This is a genomic window from Nonomuraea polychroma, from assembly GCF_004011505.1.
Taxonomy (GTDB): domain Bacteria; phylum Actinomycetota; class Actinomycetes; order Streptosporangiales; family Streptosporangiaceae; genus Nonomuraea; species Nonomuraea polychroma.
The window spans coordinates 2,770,544-2,792,581 of the sequence record NZ_SAUN01000001.1; the positions used below are offsets into that span (position 1 = coordinate 2,770,544).

A 22,038-nucleotide genomic window follows, 5' to 3' on the forward strand; every position below is an offset into this window, starting at 1 on the left:
GGTATGTCCTTCGGGTAGCCTAACCTACGGTGCCGTAACCTGAAGGAGAAGATCTTTATGGCGATGACTCAGACGGAGCTGCTGCACGAGCTCGAGCCCGTCGTCGCGGTGGAGCTTGACCGCCACCACACGATGGCCAAGGAGTGGTTCCCCCACGAGTACGTCCCGTGGAGCGAAGGCCGTGATTTCGACGGCATCTACGGGGGCGAGGCGTGGCAGGAGAGCGACTCGAAGATCCCTGAGGCGGCCCGCGTGTCGCTCATCGTCAACCTCCTGACGGAGGACAACCTCCCCAGCTACCACCATGAGATCGCCACCACGTTCGGCCGTGACGGCGCGTGGGGCACGTGGGTGCACCGCTGGACAGCGGAGGAGGACCGGCACGGCACCGCCATCCGCGACTATTTGACCGTCACCCGCGCCGTCGATCCCGTGGCGCTGGAGCGGGCTCGCATGCAGCACATGGAGAACGGCTTCATCACCGATTACGGCACCATGCTGCAGCAGCTCGCGTACGTCTCCTTCCAGGAGCTGGCCACCCGCATCTCGCACCGCAACACCGGCCGGGCCTCCGGCGACGAGGGTTGCGAGCGGCTGCTCGCCAGGATCGCCGCCGACGAGAACCTGCACATGCTCTTCTATCGCAACCTGCTCAAGGCGGCCTTCGAGCTGGACCCGAGCCAGACCATGCGCGCGGTGACCGATGTCGTGACCACGTTCCAGATGCCGGGCTCCAACATCGACGGCTTCGCCCGCAAGGCCATGATCATCGCGCACGAGGGCATCTACGACCTGCGTCTGCACCTGGACGACGTGCTCATGCCGGTGCTGCGGCAGTGGTCGGTGTTCGACAAGCGCGACCTGGGCCCCGAGGGTGAGAAGGCGCGGGAGGAGCTGGCCGCGTTCCTGGCCAAGGCCGAGACGACGGCCGCCAGGTTCGTCGAGCGCCGGGAGGAGCGCAAGGCCCGCGCCGCCGCGGCGAGGTAAGAGGCATGACGCGACCGGGCCGCGATGACGTGGTCATGGCGGCCCCGTGCCATGATCGGGGCCCATGGATCTTCTCACCCAGCTGTTCATCGGGCTCTTAGCGGTACTGACGATCATCTTGCTGGCCATGGCGGCGCAGCGGCTGCTGGGCGTGAGGTTCGGCGTGGTACGCACGTTCGTGGCGGCGCTGGTCGCGTTCGGGCTGGCGCAGCCGGTGCTCACGCCTCTGGTGACCGCACTGGGCGTCACGGGTGAGGAACGGCCGCCCGACGTGGCGGCGCTGGGCATCCTGCTCCTCGTCCTGATGTGCATGGTGCTCATCCCGATGGTGCTCCTGGTGCTGGCCGAGGCGCTCATCCCGCCTGGCTCGCTGCCGGGGCCACTCGAGTTGCTGCGCTCGGCACGCGGCCGGCTGTCGCGGGCCAGGCGGTACTCGCAGATCACCAGGATCGCCATCAAGCACGGCCTCGGCCCGTACCTGCGGGGACGGGGCGAGCGCCTGGAGGACCGCTCCGGCAAGGTACGGCTGGCCAGGTCGCTGCGCGAGGCGCTCGACGAGGGCGGCGTCACGTTCGTCAAGCTCGGCCAGATCCTGTCCACCCGGCGCGACGTGCTGCCCGCCGAGTTCGTCGACGAGCTGGGGCGGCTACAGGATCAGGTCGCACCCGCGCCGTGGGAGCGGATCGAGCCGGTGCTCGCCGAGGACCTGGGCGGCCCGGTCGAGCGGGTCTTCGCCGAGTTCGACCGGACGCCGCTGGCCACGGCCTCGATCGGGCAGGCGCACACCGCCCGGCTGCACACCGGGGAGAGCGTCGTCGTCAAGGTACGGCGGCCCGGCATCGACGCCGTGGTCGCCAAGGACCTCGACATCGTCCGGCGGCTGGCGGCCACGCTGGAGGCCAGGACCCGATGGGGACGCTCGCTGGGCCTGCGCGACCTGGCCGAGGGGTTCGCCACGGCCATCCGCGAAGAGCTCGACTTCCGCATCGAGGCCGCCAACATGGCCGCCGTCGCCGCCACCGCAGGCGGTGAGGTCACCTGCCCGGACCCGTTCCCGGCCCTGTGCACCGAACGGATCCTGGTCATGCGGCGCCTGCCCGGCAAGCCGGTCACCGCGGCCGCCGCGGAAGACGGCCCCAGACTGGCCCGCGACCTGCTGGGCTGCCTGCTCAGGCAGATCCTCGTCGACGGCGTCTTCCACGCCGACCCGCATCCCGGCAACCTCATGCTGCTCGACGACGGCACGCTCGGCCTGCTCGACTTCGGCTCCGTCGGCCGGCTCGACGCCTCAGTACGCTCGGCGTTGCAACGTTTCCTGCTCGCCATGAACCGGCAGGACCCGCTCGGCGTCACCGACGCGCTGCTGGAGGTGGTGCCCAGGCCGGAGGACATCGACGAGGCCGCGCTGGAACGCGCGCTCGGCCAGTTCATGGCCAGGCACCTGGCGCCCGGCATGGACAGCATGCAGATGTTCACCGACCTGTTCAAGATCGTCTCAGCGTACGGGTTGTCGATTCCGCCCGAGGTGGCCGCCGTGTTCCGGGCGCTGGCCACCCTGGAGGGCACGCTGGTGCGCCTGTCGCCCGGCTTCGACCTGATCGGCGAGGCCCGCGCGTTCGCCGGCCGCCACCTGGCCGAGCAGGTCGCCCCGCACACCGTCAAGGAGTCGCTCACCCACGAGCTGGCCGCGCTGGTGCCGATGCTGCGCCGCCTGCCCCGCCGCGTGGAGCGCATCGCCAGCGCGGCGGAGCACGGCAGATTCGGCATGAACGTCCGGCTCCTGGCCGACGAACGCGACCGCCGCTACGTCACCGGCCTGCTCCACCAGGTGCTGCTCACCGTCCTCGGCGCCACGGCCGGCCTGATGGCCGTCATGCTGCTCGGCGCCGGCGGCGGGCCGCAGGTGCTGACTGGCACGTCGTTGTACCAGCTCATCGGCTACAACCTGCTGATGATCTCCGCCATTCTCGTGCTGCGTGTGCTCGCGCTCATCTTCCGCCGTCCCAGGGACTCCGGCGAGGAGCGGCCGTACCGTTCTTGACCCGGAGATGGTCTTGGACATCCACGGCATCGGGCAGGTTCCCGGTAACACCGGAACCCCTTGGGAGCAGAGGGTGAAAATCATCGGGATCGCCGCCGGCCTCCACGAGGGGTCCTTTATCAACAGATTGCTGGAAGCGGCGGGCGGCGAGCTGCCCGAGGGCGTCGGCTTCCAGGTGTGGCCGGGACTGGGCGAGATGCCGCCGTACGCGCCCGGGCCGGTGCCCGCGCCCGTCCGGCATCTTCTTGGTCTGCTCGCCGCGTCGGACGCGGTGCTCATGACCGCTCCCGAGCACAGCTTGTTGCCTGCCGAGCTGATCCACGCTCTCGACTGGATGTCCGCCAGGGACGCGCTGACCGGCAAGCACGTGGCGGTGATGAGCGCGAGCGCGCGGGCCTGCGGGGCCATGTGGGCGCAGGCGGAGTTGTACAAGCGGCTCCAGGCGGGTGGGGCCGTCGTGATGGGCGCGGAGCTGGTGATCTCGCCTGACTGCCCGCACTTCGACAAGCAGGGCCGCCTCACCGATCCGGCCCTGCGTGGTCAGGTCCGCGCCGTGATCGCCCAGCTGTGCCCGGCCGAGGTGATGGAGCCCGCGCTCCTGCTCTGATCCGCCCCCCGCGCTCGCTCCGACGTCGTATGACGGCGTCAGGGGTCCCGGCGTAGGCGTTTGAGGTCGGCGCGGTGTTTCTTGGCGGCCATGCGGCGTTCGACGGCGCCCCGGCTCGGCTTGGTCGGGCGACGGCGCTTGGGCGGCGGGGCGATGGCTTCACGCAGCCGCTGCGCCAGGCGGTGCGCGGCCGCCTCCCGGTTCCTGAGCTGGGAACGGTACTCCGACGCGGCGATCGTGATCGTGCCGGAGCCCAGCCGGTCGAGCGCCCTGGCCTTCAGCGAGGGCGGCAGCGCCGTGCTCGCCGCGACGTCGAAGATCAGCTCCACGCGGCTGTCGGTGGTGTTGACGCCCTGGCCGCCCGGGCCTGACGAACGGGAGAAACGCCAGACGAGCTCGGCGTCGGGGATGACGACCGAGTCGTTGACGACCAGCGGGCGGGACATGCGCGGGGCTCCTGTCGAGAGATACGCCTCATGTAGGTGAGTGTCACCGTATCTGTGCGTCGTATGCCGTACGCAACGGCATTTCCGTGCCTCGGCCGCGTGTGATGGCCGGATGCAAGCGGCGTGTGCCAGCATCGCGCGAGGAGACGAGGAGAGCGTGAGGAGGCAAGGTGACGGTCATCGTCGGCGTGCACGGGATCGGCAAGTACACCTACTACGTGGAGGCCGGCCGGTCCGCGGCGGGCGCGGCGCAGGCCATGCGCCTCAAATGGGACCGCTACCTGCACACGGCGCTCGGGGGAGAGACGGGGGCCTACTTCAGCGAGATCGCGTACTTCTCCCACCACCTGCACGACGGCAAGGACGCCCCGCGCTCGATCGCCGCCATGGAGACCTCCGCCCAGCAGGTCCTCGTGGAGTGGGCGAAGAACCTGGGCATGGGCGAGCACATCACCGGCGCGCTCAAGACGTTCACCGGCTGGCTGCTCACCAGGCTCGACGGCAGGTCGGCGGCGTTCGCCCAGCTGTTCGCGCCGGAGGTGGCGGCGTACCTGACCGACCAGGTCAAACGCGAGAAGTGCCGGCAGGTCGTGGCCGACACCATCCGCAGGAACCGGCCCAAGGTGGTCATCGCGCACTCGCTCGGCAGCGTCGTCACGTACGAGGCCCTGTGGGCCGACCCTGGCCTCCGGATCGACCTGCTGATCACCCTCGGCAGCCCGCTCGGCATGCGCAACGTCGTCTTCGAACGCCTGCTGCCGGCCCCCATCAACGGCCGGGGCGAGCGTCCGCCCGGAGTGCGGCGCTGGGTGAACATCGCCGACAAGGACGACATCGCCGCCATCCCGCCCGACCTGCGCGGCAGCTTCGCCGGCGTGGACGTCGAAGAGCTGGTCAACCTCGACTGGATCGACTTTCACACCGCGGAGAAGTATCTGGGCTGCCCGGCGCTGAACCCGCATCTGCGACCATTCTTGGCATGACGTGGATTGTCTTCGACTACGGCGGTGTCCTGTCGCTGCCCCAGCCCGAGTCCGACGCCGTGGCCATGGCCCATGCGGTGGACGCCGATCCCGAGGCGTTCCAGCAGAGCTATTGGGAGCATCGGCTGGAGTTCGACCGCGGCCTGTCCCCGCACGCCTACTGGTCCGCGGTGATCGGCAGGAGCGCCACCCACGCCGAGGTCGCCCGTCTGGTCGCCATGGACGTGGCCAGCTGGGCCCATCCCAACGAGGGCACGGTCGCCCTGCTCGATGACCTCATCGAGTTCGGCCACGACGTCGCGCTGCTGTCCAACGCGCCCGTCTGCATCGGCGACGGTCTGGACGAGCTGCCCTGGATCGCCGCCATCGGCCACCGCTTCTACAGCGGCAGGATGGGCCTGGTCAAGCCCGACCGGGAGATCTTCGACGAGATGGCCCGCGCGCTCGGCGCCGCCCCCTCGGAGATCGTCTTCATTGACGACCGCCTGGAGAACGTCGAGGGCGCCGAACGCGCGGGCATGCGCGGCGTGCACTTCACCGATGCTGCGACGCTGCGCGAAACGTTGCCCGACATCCGGGAGGCCGCCCGCTGATTCCACGGCGAAATGTCAGCTTTGTGATCCAAGGTGTCGCGGGCGGTGGGTTATCTCCTGGAGGAACTTCGCGAACAGGACGACTGATGCTGTTCACCCGCCCTTGACTCCGCAGTCACGGCGGGGTCAGCGCGGCCGGACATACCTGGAAACGTGGACCGCAGAGCCTTCCTGACAGCGGCGACAGCCGGCCTTCTCACGACCCAGACCTTCACCTCCCCGGCCTCGGCCAGGACACTCAGATCGGACCCGTTCACGCTCGGCGTGGCCTCCGGGGACCCCTCGTCCGACGGCTTCGTCCTGTGGACGCGGCTGGCCGTCGACCCGCTGAGCGGCGACGGCCGCGGCGGCATGCCGGCCCGCGACGTGGAGGTGGACTGGCAGGTCGCGGCCGACGAACGCTTCTCCACGATCGTCAAGTCCGGAACGGCCACCGCCCGGGCCCGCGACGCCCACAGCGTGCACGTCGAGCTGCAGGGCCTGGAGCCGGGGCGCGACTACTTCTACCGGTTCAGGAGCGAGGGCCGCGTCTCGCCCGCCGGCCGCACCAGGACGACGCCGACCGGGGAGACGACGCCGCTCACGTTCGCGGTGGCCGCGTGCGCGCACTACGAGCACGGCTACTACACCGCCTACCGCCGCCTCGCCGAGCAGGAGCCGGATCTGGTGGTGTTCCTCGGCGACTACATGTACGAGTACGGCCCCAGCGGCTACACGGCGCTGGCCGGCCGCGTCCGTACCCACACGCCCGGCAAGTGCCAGACGCTCGCCGACTACCGGCTCCGGCACGCCCAGTACAAGAGCGACCACGACCTCCAGGCCGCGCACGCGACGGCGCCGTGGCTGGTCGCCTTCGACGACCACGAGGTGGAGAACAACTGGGCCGGGCCGGTCTCCAGCAGGGAGACGCCCGGGTTCGCCCGGATGCGGGCGGAGGCGTTCCGCGCATACTACGAGAACATGCCGCTGCGCCGCGCCAGCCTCCAGGGGGCGGTGCTGAAGGTGAACCGGCGCATCTCCTGGGGCACGCTGGCCCGCTTCCACCTGCTCGACACCCGGCAGTTCCGCGACGACCAGGCGTGCCTGGACGGTGTGCGGGCCGGGTGCGACGACCGGCTCGAGGACCGGCGCACGCTGCTCGGCGCCGGCCAGTGGCGGTGGCTGGAGGACGGGCTGCGCGGCTCCACCACCCGCTGGAACCTGCTCGGCCAGCAGATCATGATGACGCACCGCGACTACAAGATCGGGCCGGGGCGCGAGGTCAACCTGGACTCGTGGGACGGGTACGCGGCCGAGCGCACCCGGCTGCTGGAATCGCTGGCGCGCACGTCCAACCCGGTGGTGCTGACGGGGGACGCGCACATGCACCATCTGGCCGAGCTCAAGACGGACTTCGACGACCCGGACTCGCCGGTGGTGGCGAGGGAACTGGTGGCGTCGTCGATCGCGAGCGACGGCGACGGGTACCGGGACCGGACGTGGATCGGGGAGGCCCTCCAGGAGAATCCCCACATTTCCTACATCGACCAGCGCCGCGGCTACCTGATGGCCCGCCTGACCCGCGACGACCTGTCCGTCGACTTCCGGACGCTGGACTACATCTCGCGCCGCGGAGCCAAGGCCAAGACCGCCCACCGCTTCACCATCCCCGCCCTCACCGGCGCGGCGGCGGCCGGCCAGGCAGGCGCGCCCCGCGTCGGCTGAACGTCCGCTGAGAACCACCTGAAGATCCCCTCAACCCACCCCCGCCTCCCATCGGGACGCGTTGCCTCGCGTCGCCTCGCCTTGAGGCGCGTCGGTGACGAGCGGTGAAGCATGCTCGCCGACGGATGTCCGGGCGCGGTGTCCAGGCATCGTGCGGCGCGCCTGCGTGGCCGCGTTTGGCGGGCCTGCCCTTCGGCGGGTCGGCGTGTGGGGGGTGCTGGGCCAGTTGCGCCGGTCAGGCGGGGGTCAGGCACCGGGCCAGTTGCGCCGGTCAGGCCGGGGTCAGGCACCGGGCCAGGTGCCGTCCGGGAACTCGCCCGTCGTGCTGTCCGCCATGACCACCTGGTCGCTCTCGCCCAGGCCCGAGGTGATCTCGACGTACTGGTCCCCACGCACTCCCGTCCTCACCACCTTCGCCACGTCGTGGCCGCCCGAACGTGCTCACGCACACCCCGCCCGGCACGGCGTTCCAGGTGCGGGTCGGCGTGGACGGCGACCAGGCCGTGGTGGAGGTGGCCGACGAAGGGCCCGGGTTCCCGCCGGAGGTGGCGGAGCGGGTGTTCGAGCGGTTCTACCGCGCCGACCCGGCGCGCAGCGCGGGCGGGTCGGGCCTGGGGTTGTCCATCGCGGCGACCCTGGTCGAGGCGCACGGGGGGATCGTCACAGCCGAGTCGGAGCCGGGCAAGGGCGCCCTGTTCCGGGTCATCCTGCCCGTCGGCGCCGGCTCACCAGACTGAGCCGCCTTCCCGGCTCCTCAGCCGAAGGCGTAGCCGTACAGGCCGGCGCCCTTGCTGAGCTGGCGGACCTTGCCCAGCCGCAGGCCCGGCTTCCGGGAACCCGGCGCGTACATGACCAGCCCCTGGTCCGGCGCCGCCACCACCAGTCCGTACAGCGGCCGGCGCTTCTCCAGCGGCCGGTAGCGCTCGCCCAGCGGCAGCGCGGCCAGCGACGCGCCGAAGTCCCGCCCCTTGCCCTTGATCAGCAGGTTCCCGACCCTGGTGAGCCCGCCGGAGGACCGCCCGGCCAGCACCTGGACCGCCCGCTCGCCGGGTACGCCGATGGCCAGCTCGTCCCGGCCGTCGCCGTTGAAGTCCCCGGCGGCCAGCGACGCGCCGAACCGGTCGTAGTAGCGCGGCTTGCCGTCGAGGGTGTTCTGCGACCAGGCCTCGGTCTTGTCGGTCCGCAGCCCGTTGCGGGAGCCGTAGAGGACGTCGACGGTGCCGTCACCGTAGTCCAGGGCGCGCTGGTTCTTGGTGATGCCCTCGCCGGGGACGCCGATGGCCAGGTCGGCCTTGCCGTCGCCGTTGAAGTCCCCGGTGGCCAGCGCCGCCCCGAACCCGTCCCACTTCTCCGAGACGCCCTTGATCCCCGGGCTGCTCTGGGTGAGCTGCCGCGCCCGCTTGCCCCGTACGTCGATCACCGTCACCGACCCCTGCCCGTCCAGCGTGACGCTGTCGGCAGGCGCCCCGACGGCCAGCTCGTCGCGGCCGTCCCCGTCGAAGTCCCCGGTCGCGAGCGCGGCGCCCCACTGGTCGGTCACGTTCGCCGCCTGCCGCACCCACGGCGTCTTCTGCGTGATCTGGTACGGCTTGCGGCCCTTCATCCAGTACACCGTCACGGCGCCGCCCGACCGGTGGCTGGGCGCGCCCACGACGAGCTCGTCCCGCCCGTCCCCGTCGAGGTCCCCGGCGGCCAGCGAGGCCCCGAACCGGTCGCTGGACGGCTTCGCGAGCGCCAGCTCCTTGCCCTTGACCAGACCGCCGACGGACCCGTTGAAGAGCTGAACGACCCCGTTGCCGTCGCCGAGGTGCACCCGCTCCCCGGCGAACTCCTCCGACACCCCGACGGCCAGGTCGGAGCACCTGTCGCCGTTGAAGTCGCCGACGGCCAGCGCCGACCCGAACGAGTCGCCCGGCTCCGCGCCGTCCTGGGCGAGCTTCACCGTCTTTCCCGACCCGTACATCACGGTCACCGAACCGGCCCTGCGGTCGTCGTACGGGGCGGCCACGGCGAGGTCGGGGCGGCTGTCGCCGTCGAAGTCGAGAGGGTGCCCGCCGCACGAGCGGGCGGCGGGAGTGGCGCCGGACGCGAGGGGGAGAACCAGGCAGGCAGCGAGCAGCGCATTCATACCTACAGGTATGTCCGCCGCGCACGAACCAGGCTTTAACGCCGTGGGAACGTGCCAGGATAGACGGGTGGACATCGACCTCGCTGATCTGGATTTCTGGCGCAGGCCGCTCAAAGAGCGGAATGAGGCGTTCGCCCGGCTCCGGCAATTAGAGCATCCGGTGTTCTTCCCGGAGAAGAAGGTGCCGCTCCTGCGCTCGGGCAAGGGCTTCTACGCGCTCGTACGCCACGCGGACGTGGTCGAGGCCAGCCGCAACGCCAAGATCTTCTCCAGCGAGCCGGCGGTCACCAACCCGGAGCCGCCCAGCTGGGTGAAGCAGGTGTTCGGCGAGTCGATGGTCAACATGGACGATCCGCGCCACGCCCGCCTGCGACGCATCGTCACCCGCTCGTTCAGCCCGAAGATGCTGGCCAATCTGCAGAGCGACATCGAGGACGCCTGCGCCCGCATCGTCGACGACGTCGTCAAGGAGGGCCCGCGCGACTTCGTCACCCAGGTCGCCGCCCGCCTGCCGATCCACGTCATCTGCGACATGCTGGACATCCCGCAGGAGCTGCGGGCCAAGGTCCACCAGCACGTCGACATCTCCACCGCCTACACCGGCGTACGCCCCAGCCTGGCCCGCAGCGTCCAGATGGCCGGCCAGAACATGCTGGCCCTGCTGGCGTTGCAGCGCATGGTCATCAAGCTCGGCCACGAACGCGTCGCCAACCCCAAGGGCGACCTCGTCTCGCTCCTGGTCAACGCCAACCCCGACGGGGAGAAGCTGACCGACAAGGAGCTCGGCTCGTTCTTCGCGCTGCTGCTGGTCGCGGGCAACGAGACCGCCCGCAACACGATGGCGCACGGCATCAAGCTCCTCACCGACAACCCGGCGCAGCGCGAGCTGCTCATGAGCGACTTCGACACGCACATCAACGCGGCCATCGAGGAGATGGTCCGCTACGTCTCGCCCATCATGCAGTTCCGCCGCACGGTCACCGAGGACTGTTCGCTGCGCGGCCTGGAGCTGAAGAAGGGCGACAAGGTTGTGTTGTTCTACGGCTCCGCCAACCGGGACGAGTCGGTCTTCCCGGACCCGGACACGTTCGACATCACCCGCGACACGAAGCCGCACGTCGGCTTCGGCGGCCCCGGACCGCACTTCTGCCTCGGCGCGAACCTGGCCAGGCAGGAGATGCGGACGATGTTCCGCGAGCTGCTCACCAGACTCCCCGGCATCCGCTCGGTCGGCGAGCCCGAGCTGCTCCTGTCGAACTTCGACAACAGCGTCCGCAGTCAGGCGTTCACCTTCTAGTCCTCGGCCGCCAGGACGTTCTGTCTGATCGTGAAGAACGTGATCAGGGCCGCCACCACCATCATCCCGGCGCTGATCAGCATCGCCATCCGGAACCCGGCGTCGAACACCGGCGGATTCCTGAACGCGTCGCCCACCAGCCCCACCAGCGGCGGCACCGCCGCCACGGCGAGCAGGCTGCCGGTGCGGGCGACCGCGTTGTTGACGCCGCTGGCGGTGCCCGCGTACCGCTCGTCGGCCGTGGCCAGGACGGTCGCCGTCAGCGGCGCCACCGCCGCCGCCAGCCCCAGCCCGAAGACGGACGCCGCAGGCAGGACCTGCAGCGGGTAGGAGGCGCCCGGACCGATCGTGCTCATCCAGAGGAACCCGCAGCCCGCGATCAGGATCCCGATCGTCATCGGCACGCGCGGCCCGTACCGCTTGGCGATCTCGCCCGCCCTGGCCGACAGCAGGATCATCAGGATCGTCGTCGGCAGCATCGCCAGGCCCGCCGCGATGGGCGAGAACCCGGACACCACCTGCAACTGCACGACCAGCAGGAAGAACACCACGCCCATGGCCGCGTACATGATCAGCGTCACCACGTTGACCGCCGTGAACACGTGATTCCTGAAGATCCCGACAGGCACCAGCGCGTCGGGCGAGCGCCGGATCTCCACCGCCACGAACGCCGCCCCCAGCGCGAGCCCCGCGATCAGCGGCACCGCCGCGGCCTGCTCGATCAGCCCGTACGTGATGCCGGCCAGCGCCAGGGCCGCCAGCACCGAGCCCAGCACGTCGAAGCGCCCCACCGCCTGCTCGTCCCTGCTCTCGGGCACGTGCCGCAGCGTGACGAGCACCACCACCAGCGCGAACGGCAGGTTGATGAGGAACGCCCAGCGCCACCCCGCCGTCTGCACCAGCCACCCGCCGAGCAGCGGCCCGATCGCGGCGGCCACCCCGCCGAGCCCCGACCACGCCCCGACCGCCCGCGGCCGGTCGTGCCGCACGAACGACGCCTGGATGATCGCCAGCGACCCCGGAGTCAGCAGCGCCCCGCCGATGCCCTGCAGGGCCCGGGCCGCGATGAGGACCTCGATGTTCGGCGCCAGACCGCACAACGCGGACGCCACGGCGAACCACACCGTGCCGACGAGGAAGACCCTCCGCCGGCCGTAGCGGTCGCCGAGGGACCCGCCCAGGAGGATCAGCCCGGCGAGGGTGAGCGTGTAAGCGTTGATCGTCCACTGCAGGCCGTCCATGCCCGCGTCGAGCTCCCCGCCCAGAAAGGGCAGCGCGACGTTGACCACGGTGCTGTCGAGCAGCGCGAGCCCGGACCCGAGCACGGTCGCCAGCAACACCCACCGGCCGCTCGCCGACTTCAGCTCCAGGTGGTCGCCGTTGTGGAGCTCTTTGGGGCCCGATGTCATGGGCCCCATGGTGTCATCGTGCCTGACGCGGTCAGGCTGCCGGGGCGGCAGAAGCGGTCAGGCGGCGGATCGACTGCCGAGCGCCCGCAACACGAACTCGCACACCAGCGCCTGCGCCGCCTCCACCGTGACGGCCCCGCTGATGAGCGGCACCCGCTCGGCCCCTATGACGGCCAGGACCATGCGGGCGGTGGCCGGGACGTCGGCCACCCGGAAGTCGCCCGACGCGATGCCGCTCTCCAGAATCTCCACGAGAATGCGCTGCATGGGCGCGACGTGCTCGGCCAGCTGCTGGTAGGCATCCGGCCCCAGTGCCGCACTGAGATCGGCCGCCCCCGGATGGGGATGCGCCAGCAACCCGGCCAGCTGCAGCCGCACGAAGGCCCGCAACCGATCCGCAGGCGAGGCGTCCTCCGGCAACTCCCGCTCGTAGCTGTCGATGAAGTAGTGGGTCACCCGCTCGGTGAAGGCCAGCAGCAACGCCGCCTTGTCCGGAAAGTAGTTGTACAGCACCGTCCGGGTGATCCCGGCCTCCCCGGCCACGTCCGTCATGGAGATGGCGTCGATGCCCTGCACGCGCGACAGCCGCGAGACGGCCTGCAGGATGCGGTCACGCGTCTGGGCGCGATGCTCGCCGATCGTGGCGGCCGAGATGCGGGGCATAGGACCATGGTAGGCGCAGCCGGGCTGATTCCCCCGGGTCTCCCGATCCTCACATCGCGGGTCAGCCGCCCGTTGTAACGGTCCGGTCACGTCCGATGCCTCCCTCTCGACACCGGAGAAATCTCTGCTTCACAATCACGTCAATCGTTCTACGTAAATCGTTTGACGTGGGGAGTGCGGCTGGTGGCGACGCTGAAGGACGTGGCGACGAGAGCGGGCGTGTCGGTCTCCACCGTGTCGCTCGTCATGAACGGCAGGGACGCCGGACGGGTCAAGCCGGCCATCGGCGAGCGCGTCCGGCGCGCGGCGGCCGAGCTCGGCTACGCGCCCAACCTGCTCGCCCGCAGTCTGCGTACCCGCCAGACCAACTCCATCGGCCTGCTGTCGGACATGGTGGCCAGCACGCCGTTCGCGGGCCGGATGCTCAAGGGCGCCCAGGAGGCGGCGTGGGAGCAGGGTTGCCTGCTGCTGCTCATCGACACGGGCGGCCACGCCGAGATGGAGCAGAGCGCGGTGCAGGCACTGGTCCAGCGCAATGTCGATGCGCTGATCTACGCCTCGATGTACCACCGCGAGATCGAGCTGCCGGAGATCCCCGAAGGACTGCCGCTGATCGTGCTGGACGGGCGGCCCGTCGAGGGGGACTTCGACTGGGTGGTCCCCGACGAGCGCGGCGGCGCGCGGGCCGCGGTGGAGCACCTGATGGCCGCCGGGCACACCCGGATCGGGTTCTGCACGGTCGATGAGGACATACCGGCCGCCCACCAGCGGCTGGAGGGGTTCCGGGACACGCTCGGCGAGCACTTCGAACCGTCGCTGGTGATGCGCGGGGCGGCCGGAGACGTCCACACCGGGCAGTGGACGGCGCGGGAGCTGCTGTCACGGCCCGACCGGCCGACCGCGCTGTTCTGCTACAACGACCGCGTGGCGATGGGGGCTTACCGGGCCGCCCGCCACCTGGGGCTCGCCGTGCCGGACGAGGTGTCGATCGTCGGTTTCGACGACCAGGAGTACATCGCCGACGCGCTTGAGCCGGGGCTGACCACCGTGGCCCTGCCGCACTACGAGATGGGCGCGTGGGCGGCATCCCGCCTGCTGACGAGGGCCGAGGGCGACGAGCGCGAGCACAAGCTCATGCCCTGCCCGCTGGTCGTCCGCGACTCGGTGACGGTGCCGCGGTGACCCTCACGGCGACCCCGCGGCCTGCCGTACGGCAGAGAGCACAGCCCCGAAAGCTCGGGGTGTGGACGCGGGTGCGGCGGTCGTGGCAGCTGTACGTGCTGCTGGCACCGGTGCTGGCGTACTTCGCGGTCTTCAAGTACTGGCCGATGTACGGCGTGCAGATCGCCTTCCGCGACTACCGGCCGGACGCGGGCTTCCTCGGGAGCTCGTGGGTGGGGTTCAAGCACTTCGCCAGGTTCTTCAACTCCTTCCAGTTCTGGGATGTCTTCACCAACACCGTGCTGTTGGCGCTGTTCAACCTGGCGATCGTCTTCCCGGTGCCGATCCTGCTGGCGCTGCTGGTCAACCAGCTACCGAGTGAGCGGTTCAAGCGCTTCACCCAAACCGTGCTGTACGCCCCGACGTTCATCTCCACCGTGGTCGTGGTCGGCATGCTGTACGTCTTCCTCGCGCCGCGCACCGGGCTGGTGAACAACGTCATCGTGCTGCTGGGCGGCGAGCCGATCTTCTTCATGGGCGAAGCGGAGTGGTTCCGCCCGGTCTACGTCGCCTCCAGCCTGTGGCAGGAGGCCGGCTTCCAGATGGTCGTCTACCTGGCGGCGCTGGCGGGCGTGGACCCGTCGCTGCACGAGGCGGCCAAGATGGACGGCGCGTCGCGGCGGCAGCGCGATCGTGAAGGGCGGCGTGGAGACGGAGTGGGACGCCTACGTGGCCCAGCTCGACCAGATCGGGCTCAAGCGGATGGTCGAGATCTACCAGACCGCGCTCGACCGCTACCGGAAGGGCCAGTAGTGGACACCCATCGGCCGGCCTACCACTTCATGCCGCCGGCCAACTGGATGAACGAGCCGCACGCCGCCTTCCACCACGACGGCCTGCACCACCTCTTCTACCAGCGCAATCCGTACGCCCCGCGGTGGGACCGCATCCGCTGGGGCCACGCGGTCAGCACCGACCTCGTCGACTGGCGGCACCTGCCCGACGCCCTCACCCCGGAGGACGTGAAGATCGCCCCCGACGGCGTCTGGTCGGGCAGCGCGAGCGTGGACGCCGATGGCAACCCGGTGCTGTTCTTCACCGCGGGGAACGGCGGCAAGCAGTCGATCGGCCTGGCACGTTCCGCCGACCTCGTGCACTGGACGGCCGAGCCCGTCCTGGACGCGCCCGACGGGCACACCGAATTCCGGGACCCGTTCGTGTGGAAGGACCGCGAGCGGTGGTTCATGCTGGTCGGCGCCGAGCACGAGCAGGGCGGGACCGCTCTCCTCTACTCCTCCGGAGACCTCACCGCCTGGACCTTCGAGGGCCCCTTCGCCGTCGGTGACGCCGAACGGCTCCCGGAGACCGGCATCATGTGGGAGCTGCCCCTGCTGCTCCCGCTCGGCGACTCGGGCAAGCACGTCTTCATGGTCAGCCCGTGGTGGCGCGGCGAGAGCCCGCACTGGCTCACGTACGCGTGGTACTGGATCGGCGTCTGGGACCCGACGTCCATGACCTGGACTCCTGACCACCCCGACCCGCGCCACTTCGACTACGGCGCCCACTTCACCGGCGCCACCGGGACCGTCGACGCGAAGGGGCGGACCCTGGTGTGGAGCATCGCCCAGGACCGCCGCACCGATGCCGAGCAAGAGGCGGCGGGCTGGGCGCACAACGCCGGCCTGCCGCTGGAGCTGACCCTCGGCGACGACGGCGACCAGCGCATCGCGCCCGTCGCCGAGCTGGCCGTCCTTCGCGGACCGGCGTTCACCGGGGAGGTCAGCGGCGACCTCCTGGAGGTCTACCTGGAGGCCGACCTCGCCGCCGACGCCCGCATCGAGCTCCAGGTACGGCGGAGCCCGGACGGCGCCGAAGCCACCACCCTGTTCTACGACGCCGCCCGCCAGTCCTTCGGCACCGGCGACCGCCAAGGCCCGCTCGCGCTCGAGAACGGGCGGCTGCGCCTGCGCGTCTTCGTCGACCGCTCGATGGTCGAGGCCTACGCCGACGAGCGACGCAGCATCACCACCCGGTCCTACCCCACAAGACCCGACGCCCTCGGGGTCACCCTCGTCACCCACGGCACGACGACCGTGCGCGAGCTGACGGCCTGGCCACTACGCCCCGCGATCTTCGAGACCATAGAGACCCTCGAGACGCGTGGTTGACATCTCCCAAGGAGGATTCATGCACCTGCCCCCCCAACAGGGGGTGCGACCCTGCGCGCCGTACCGGCCGCAGCTGCACTACACGCCCGCGCGCAACTGGATGAACGACCCCAACGGCCTGGTCTGGCACGACGGCGAATACCACCTCTTCTACCAGTACAACCCGTACGGGAACGACTGGGGGAACATGTCGTGGGGACACGCCGTCAGCACCGACCTGGTCCACTGGGAGGAACTCGGCGTCGCGATCGAGGCCACCGATGACGAGCACGTCTTCTCCGGGAGCGCCGTGATCGACCATGACGGGACCATGGTCGCCGTCTACACCAGCTACCACCCCGCGTCGGGGCTGCAGGCGCAATCGCTGGCCCGCAGCACCGACCGGGGCAGGACGTGGACCCGCCACCCGGGCAATCCCGTCCTCGACATCGGCTCGAAGGAATTCCGTGACCCCAAGGTCTTCTGGTACGGCCAAGGGGGTTACTGGGTCATGGCCGTCGTGCTGGCCCTGGAGTGGAAGGTGAGCTTTTACCGTTCCGACGACCTGCTCTCCTGGACCTGGCTGAGCGACTTCGGACCCGCCGGATCCGTGGACGGCATCTGGGAAGTGCCCGACCTGTTCGAGCTGGACGGCAGGTGGGTGCTGGTCGTCAGCCTCAATCCCGGCGGTCCGGCCGGCGGCTCCGGCGTGCAGTATTTCGTCGGCCGCTTCGACGGCGTCACCTTCACCAGCGACTGGCCCGCCGCCTGGGTGGACCACGGCCGTGACTTCTATGCCGCGCTCTCCTGGAACAACACCCCAGACGGGCGGCGCCGCTGGATCGGCTGGATGAGCAACTGGGCCGACGCCGCCACCCACCCCACCGACCCGTGGCGTGGTGCGCAGAGTCTGCCGCGCGAGCTCCTGCTGGAGGACATCGGCGGCCGCCCGTGCCTGGTCCAGCGGCCCGTGGCCGCCCTCCAGGCGTTGCGCTCGCCCGACTCGATCCACGTCGCCGGCCTGGACATCCCGCCGGGCGTCCTGTTCCGCTCCGTCCCCGAGGGGGCGCTGGAGATCACGGCGGAGTTCGCGCCGGGTACGGCGGAGCGGTTCGGGCTCGTGATCCACGAGGGAGTGCGCATCGGGTACGACATCGTCCGTGGCGAGGCGTTCGTGGAGGGGACGCCCAGCGGCAGGCACGCCGCCCCGCTTTCCGCGGACGGCGTGCGTAGTTCCACAGACGGCGTGCGTAGTTCCGCGGACGGCGTGCGCCGTTCCGGGGACGGCCTGCGCCTGACAGTCATCGTGGACGCCTCCTGCGTCGAGGTCTTCTCCGACCGCGGTCAGATCGTCTTCACCGAACAGATCTTCGCCGAGCCCGGCTCGGCCCAGGTGGGCCTGTTCGCCGACAGCGGCACGGCGCTGCTGCGGTCCGCGGCCATCCACCCGTTGCGACCAAAGCGGGCATAGATGGTCAAATCATTCGTTCGCTTGCGTGGATGATTGATTCATGCTTCCATGGGTTCCATGGGTTCCATGCTCTACGGCACTCCCGCCCTCCAGACGCCCGACAAGACGGTGCTGGCCGAAATCGAGGACATGCGGCAAGACCTCAAATACCGCCTCGCGGAAACGCACCGGTGGGACGGCCAGCTCCGCAGGCAACTCCAGGCACGGGCGATCCAGGGCTCGAACTCCATCGAGGGCTATAAGGCGAGCGTTGAGGACATTCAGTCGATCATGGCCGGCGAGGAGCCCCTTGACGCATCCGCCAATGTAGCGAAGGAAATCGCAGGCTACCAGCAGGCGCTGACCTATATCGGGATGCTGTCGCGCGCTTCCGTGTTCCGTTATGACGTGGGTCTGCTCAACGCACTCAACTTCATGATGATCGGCCACCACCGCAACAAAACTCCTGGTGTGATACGGCCAGGAGGCATCTATGTCCGGGATTCGGGGACAGGGCAAGTCGTCTACGAGGGACCGGATGCCGAACTGGTCGAAGGGCTTCTGGACGAGCTGGTCCTCTGGCTCAACGAGGGGGAGCTGGAGGCGCCGAGCTATGTGCGGGCCGCCATGGCCCACTTCAATCTCGTAAAGATCCATCCGTGGCGCGATGGAAACGGCCGGATGTCGCGTGCTCTGCAGACCTTGGTCCTCGGCCGGGACCGGATCCTGACGCCTGAGTTTTCCTCCATTGAGGAATGGCTCGGCGAGCAGCGCACCACCTTTGAGTACTACGACGTGCTCGGCGCGGTCGGACGCCAGCGGTGGAGCCCTCACGGCGACACCCTCGACTGGGTGCGCTTCTGTCTGAGAGCGCACCACATGCAGGCGCAGCGGGTGCGCCAGCGTCTCACCGAGGCCGGCGAGATCTGGATGCTGCTGGAGGAGCAGGTCGACGCCGACGGGCTCAACACACGCTGCGTCTCCGCGCTCTACGAGGCGTTTGTGAGCAGGCGCCTGCGCCGCAGCAGGTATCAATCCGACGAGGGCCTCAGTCAGGGACAGGCCGCCCGCGACCTCCGGGACCTGGCCGCCAAAGGCTGGCTCCAGCCGTACGGCGAGACGAAGGGCCGCTACTACGAGGCCGGCCCTCGGATGGCCGCGCTGAAGGCCGACTTCGCCGAGCGGGTCACGCCCTTGCGGGACCCTTACCGCGCCTGATCAGGCGGCGGTCTTGACGACGTGCTGGAGTTCCGCCAGCACCTCGGCGTTCAGCTGGTACGCGAGCTTGACCTCGCCGATGATCCTCTGTCGCTCCCGCTCGTCCAGGTCCAGGGCGTCCAGGCGGGCGCGGTATTCGTTCTTGAAGCGCGGCAGGCTGCCCAGCTCCTCGAAGCGGTAGAAGTCGACGCCGCCGCCCGTTCCGTACCCGTAGATCTTCTGCAGCTCCATGCGGATGAACTGGCCGCCGGACAGGTCGCCCAGGTAGCGGGTGTAGTGGTGGGCGATGTAGCCGCCGGGCCAGTCGGACACCTGATGGATGCGCGCGACCAGGGTGCGGGTGGACTTGGACGGGGTGATCCGGTCGCGCCAGGCGGGACCGTAGATCGTCGTCAGGTCGCGCTCCAGCGACGGCTCCCGGTAGAGCTCGGGGAACACGAAGCTGCCGGCCACCGGGTGGTCGGCGAGTCCGCGCGACACCCCGTCGAGCGCGACGTACGCGAAGTAGTGCTGGGCCACCATCTCGCCGTATTCGTGCTCGCTCAGCCGGCCGCCCATCAGCGCCGCCAGATAGCCTTCGGACTCGGCAGACTGGTGGTCGCCCCAAGTGGCGTTCCTCAAGATCTCGGAGAACGGCGTCGTCACAACCCACCTCAACTCGCGCTGGTGTTTCATGACAAAGTGTCACAAACATCGCCGTGGTGCGTCAAGCTTTTGACGACAGCCTGTCATCAAAGCTCGCCTCCCTTCTTCTTTACCCCGAAAACGACACGTCAAGAGGTCACGCGGCCGGGGTGGCCGAGGGCGATCAGCGCCAGGTTGCGCAGGGACAGGGTGTTGGGGGCGAAGTAGTCGCTGTGCCCGCCGGCGCCTGCCTCGAAGGCGCGGGCGCCGAAGCCGGGGCTCATGGGGTCGGTGCCGAAGCCGAGCGGGCCGAGCTTGGTCTTCGGGATGAACCGGATCCAGTCGTTGTCGCCGAGCCCTGCCCATACGCGCGGCCCCAGGGCGGCGGCCGAGGAGACGTCGAGACCCGGGCTGCCGAAGATGGCCAGGTCGCTGACCGGTAAGCCGGGAGCGGCGGCTTTGGCGCACAACACCGAGCCGTAGCTGTGGCACAGCAGCACGATCGGGGCGGACGTGCGAGTGCGGAGAGCGGCGACCGTGCGGCGTAGCTCGACGGCGCCCTCGTCCGCCGCGGCGTGGGTGACCGCGCCGAGGCTCAACGTCGGGGGAGAGTCGTAGCCGAGCCAGGCCACCACCGCCAGTCGCTCCCCGGGCGCCAGCCGGGCCGCCTCCGCCAGCAGCGCCCGCGCCGCGCCGCCCGGCCGCCTCGTGCTGTCGTCGAACGTCGCCACCGTGGTGTCGGCGCCGGGCACGATGACCGCCACCCGGTCGGCCGTGACGAGATCCCCGTAGGTCCTCACCAACCGTCCGCCGGGCTGCCCCGGCCACACGAGGAACGTGCCGGCCGTCAGGAGTCCCACGAGTGCAAGCCGTCTGAGCATGCCGCGACATTACGGAGCGTGGCCGTTCGTTCGCGTCACCGTGAGGTCTGAACTTCCCCGTCGTACTGGAGGGGGACCGAGGTCATGCCGGGCGTTCCGTGTCATGGCAGGCCGCCTCCTGATCTATCACCGCCACCCGATGCGACACGTGCCGCATCACTGCCGGGTCGTGGGCGATGAACCTCAGCGCCACACCCCCTCCTCGCCACCCGCCGTACTCGGATGCGGGTCCTTCGGGAGAAGGGGGAGGCGGCGCGGGCCCGGGAAGGGCTGACTGCCTGCGTCCCCTCCATCCGCTGGACTTGGGGAGGAGGGGGCGAGAGGTACCCGAACGCGGTCAGCGGGCGTAGCGGTGTTTGGCGCCCGGGGGGAAGTACTCCGGGTCGCCGGCCTCGCGGAGGCGGATGAAGGGCATCTGCTGGGCCGGCGGCACGTAGGCGGCGAACTCGCTGTTCAGCCGCAGCAGCTGGGCCAGGATCGACGCGCCCACGGCCTGCGCCGTCTCGTCCGAGGGCTTCTCGCCCGGCATCAGCTCCACCGTCACCGTCAGATGCCGGTCGCGGCCGGCGTCCTCCACCACCTCCATCACGAACTTGCCCGTCACCCAGCCGGCGACCTCGGGCTGCTCCAGGCCGACCGCGATGTTCTCGGGAAAGACGTTCGCGCCGTAGTACGAGACCGTGAAATGACTGCGGCCGAACACGTACACGAAGGGCCGCTCCGGGCCCGGCACGGTCGGCTCGAAGCCGTGCCGCCGGACGAAGTCCAGCAGGCGCTCGTACGGGATCACGCCGCCCTCGTCGGCGATGTGGTAGCGGATGAGCGGAATGCCGTTGTCGCCCGAGAAGAGCAGCGTGCCCTCGTGCTCCTCGAAGAAGCGCACCTCCGGGTCGTACTGGACGAGCGTCGGCAGCCGCGACTCCCCGAACAGCGCCCTCGCCGTGTCCGGGCGGTCCGACAGGAAGCGGCGGATCTCGACGGACAGCGCGGTCTCGTTGCCCAGCACGCCCGCGTCGGCGGTGCCGTACAGGGAGGCGATGCCGCGTACCGGGTCGGCGATCCCGGCCCGCTCGGCGACCAGCGTGCGCCACTGCTCGCTGAACACCTCGCCCGCCGTGACGAGTTTGATGTTCCAGGCGGCCCAGGGCAGGTGCTCGGTGTCGATGACGTTCTTCAGGAACGGCGGGTAGCCCAGGAGCACCACCTGGTCGAAGTACGGGGCCAGCTCCGGCAGCACGCGCGCGATCTCCCTGCGGTCCGTGCCGGGCGCGACCACGGTGATGGGGTAGCCGCGTTCGGCCAGGTGGCGGCAGCAGTTGACGGTGAACAGGCCGCCCACCCAGGTGCCGAGCGCGAAGCAGACCACGGCCAGCGTCCGGCGCTCCCGGGCGGCGAACGAGTCGCGGAAGACCTCCTCGAACCGGGCGGCGATCACGCGCTCGTCCGCCGCCGAGCGCGGCCAGAACGACGGCTCGCCTGTCGAGCCCGACGACACCGCGATCATGTCGCCGATCTCACCGTTCCTGCAGAGGTCCGGCAGGGGGTGGCGGAGGGTGTAGGAGTCCTTCGTGGTCATCGGCAACCGCTCGAAGTCTTGAAATGTCGTGACTTCGGCGGGATCGATGGCGTGCTCCGCCAGAAAGGCCCTGTAGGCGGGAACGGTCGCCGCCACCTGATGGAAGAGCTCAACCGGGTCCAT

Annotated in this window: 19 protein-coding genes; 12 read left to right on the forward strand and 7 right to left on the reverse strand. The window is 70.0% G+C overall.

The window, feature by feature from the left end; all coding sequences use genetic code 11:
* The first annotated feature begins 57 nt into the window (after positions 1-57).
* From EDD27_RS12235 to EDD27_RS12245, 3 genes are all read left to right on the forward strand, one after another.
* A complete protein-coding gene (locus tag EDD27_RS12235; RefSeq protein WP_127932525.1) occupies positions 58-987 on the forward strand; it encodes an acyl-ACP desaturase in 930 nt (309 codons plus the stop codon).
* A gap of 64 nt (positions 988-1,051) precedes the next feature.
* Positions 1,052-3,028, forward strand: a complete 1,977-nt coding sequence (locus EDD27_RS12240; protein WP_127932526.1) for an ABC1 kinase family protein — start codon at positions 1,052-1,054, stop codon at positions 3,026-3,028.
* A 73-nt stretch (positions 3,029-3,101) separates the two neighbouring features.
* On the forward strand, positions 3,102-3,635 hold the full coding sequence (locus EDD27_RS12245; protein WP_164903586.1) for an NADPH-dependent FMN reductase: 534 nt from the start codon (positions 3,102-3,104) through the stop codon (positions 3,633-3,635).
* A gap of 38 nt (positions 3,636-3,673) precedes the next feature.
* On the opposite strand, the gene arfB is transcribed toward EDD27_RS12245, so the two are convergent.
* Positions 3,674-4,081, reverse strand: a complete 408-nt coding sequence (gene arfB / locus EDD27_RS12250; RefSeq protein ID WP_127932528.1) for an alternative ribosome rescue aminoacyl-tRNA hydrolase ArfB — start codon at positions 4,079-4,081, stop codon at positions 3,674-3,676.
* 170 nt (positions 4,082-4,251) lie between these two features.
* Here arfB and EDD27_RS12255 point away from each other — a divergent pair, with 170 nt between their 5' ends.
* The 4 genes from EDD27_RS12255 (at position 4,252) to EDD27_RS12270 (ending at position 8,098) form a co-directional block, all read left to right on the forward strand.
* A complete protein-coding gene (locus EDD27_RS12255; protein ID WP_127932529.1) occupies positions 4,252-5,064 on the forward strand; it encodes a hypothetical protein in 813 nt (270 codons plus the stop codon).
* Positions 5,061-5,657, forward strand: a complete 597-nt coding sequence (locus EDD27_RS12260) for an HAD family hydrolase (RefSeq protein ID WP_127932530.1) — start codon at positions 5,061-5,063, stop codon at positions 5,655-5,657. The genes EDD27_RS12255 and EDD27_RS12260 overlap by 4 nt, the downstream gene beginning before the upstream one ends.
* Before the next feature lie 153 nt (positions 5,658-5,810).
* Entirely contained in the window at positions 5,811-7,361 is a 1,551-nt protein-coding gene (locus EDD27_RS12265) for an alkaline phosphatase D family protein (protein ID WP_127932531.1), read from the forward strand.
* Between the two features lie 437 nt (positions 7,362-7,798).
* Positions 7,799-8,098 (forward strand): sensor histidine kinase, encoded by a 300-nt coding sequence (locus EDD27_RS12270; RefSeq protein ID WP_127932532.1) that lies wholly within the window; start codon positions 7,799-7,801, stop codon positions 8,096-8,098.
* Positions 8,099-8,115: 17 nt separating this feature from the next.
* On the opposite strand, the gene EDD27_RS12275 is transcribed toward EDD27_RS12270, so the two are convergent.
* Positions 8,116-9,489, reverse strand: a complete 1,374-nt coding sequence (locus tag EDD27_RS12275) for an FG-GAP-like repeat-containing protein (RefSeq protein WP_127932533.1) — start codon at positions 9,487-9,489, stop codon at positions 8,116-8,118.
* Between the two features lie 67 nt (positions 9,490-9,556).
* On the opposite strand from EDD27_RS12275, the gene EDD27_RS12280 reads away from it, so the two are divergent.
* Positions 9,557-10,786, forward strand: coding sequence for a cytochrome P450 (locus EDD27_RS12280; protein ID WP_127932534.1), 1,230 nt, complete (start codon positions 9,557-9,559; stop codon positions 10,784-10,786).
* Here the strand turns inward: EDD27_RS12280 and EDD27_RS12285 are convergent.
* Both EDD27_RS12285 and EDD27_RS12290 read right to left on the reverse strand, forming a co-directional pair.
* Positions 10,783-12,195, reverse strand: coding sequence for an MFS transporter (locus EDD27_RS12285; protein WP_127932535.1), 1,413 nt, complete (start codon positions 12,193-12,195; stop codon positions 10,783-10,785). The two genes, EDD27_RS12280 and EDD27_RS12285, sit on opposite strands and share 4 nt — an antisense overlap.
* Positions 12,196-12,252: 57 nt before the next feature.
* On the reverse strand, positions 12,253-12,858 hold the full coding sequence (locus EDD27_RS12290) for a TetR/AcrR family transcriptional regulator (RefSeq protein ID WP_127932536.1): 606 nt from the start codon (positions 12,856-12,858) through the stop codon (positions 12,253-12,255).
* 183 nt (positions 12,859-13,041) lie between these two features.
* On the opposite strand from EDD27_RS12290, the gene EDD27_RS12295 reads away from it, so the two are divergent.
* Genes EDD27_RS12295 through EDD27_RS12310 form a run of 4 tightly spaced genes read left to right on the forward strand, consistent with a single transcriptional unit; the run spans position 13,042 to position 18,834 of the window.
* On the forward strand, positions 13,042-14,040 hold the full coding sequence (locus tag EDD27_RS12295) for a LacI family DNA-binding transcriptional regulator (RefSeq protein WP_127932537.1): 999 nt from the start codon (positions 13,042-13,044) through the stop codon (positions 14,038-14,040).
* Positions 14,037-16,187: a GH32 C-terminal domain-containing protein gene (locus tag EDD27_RS12300; RefSeq protein ID WP_127932538.1), complete on the forward strand. Its 2,151-nt coding sequence runs from the start codon at positions 14,037-14,039 to the stop codon at positions 16,185-16,187. Before EDD27_RS12295 ends, EDD27_RS12300 begins: the two co-directional genes overlap by 4 nt.
* Positions 16,188-16,206: 19 nt before the next feature.
* Positions 16,207-17,637, forward strand: coding sequence for a glycoside hydrolase family 32 protein (locus tag EDD27_RS12305; RefSeq protein WP_127932539.1), 1,431 nt, complete (start codon positions 16,207-16,209; stop codon positions 17,635-17,637).
* 57 nt (positions 17,638-17,694) lie between these two features.
* Positions 17,695-18,834, forward strand: a complete 1,140-nt coding sequence (locus EDD27_RS12310; RefSeq protein ID WP_241563994.1) for a Fic family protein — start codon at positions 17,695-17,697, stop codon at positions 18,832-18,834.
* Here the strand turns inward: EDD27_RS12310 and EDD27_RS12315 are convergent, their stop codons facing one another.
* The 3 genes from EDD27_RS12315 to EDD27_RS12325 form a co-directional block, all read right to left on the reverse strand.
* Entirely contained in the window at positions 18,835-19,479 is a 645-nt protein-coding gene (locus EDD27_RS12315; RefSeq protein WP_421915129.1) for a biliverdin-producing heme oxygenase, read from the reverse strand.
* A gap of 128 nt (positions 19,480-19,607) precedes the next feature.
* Positions 19,608-20,339: an alpha/beta hydrolase gene (locus tag EDD27_RS12320; RefSeq protein ID WP_127932541.1), complete on the reverse strand. Its 732-nt coding sequence runs from the start codon at positions 20,337-20,339 to the stop codon at positions 19,608-19,610.
* Between the two features lie 337 nt (positions 20,340-20,676).
* The gene (locus EDD27_RS12325; protein WP_127932542.1) at positions 20,677-22,038 is read right to left on the reverse strand and encodes a phenylacetate--CoA ligase family protein; all 1,362 of its coding nucleotides are present in this window, start codon (positions 22,036-22,038) and stop codon (positions 20,677-20,679) included.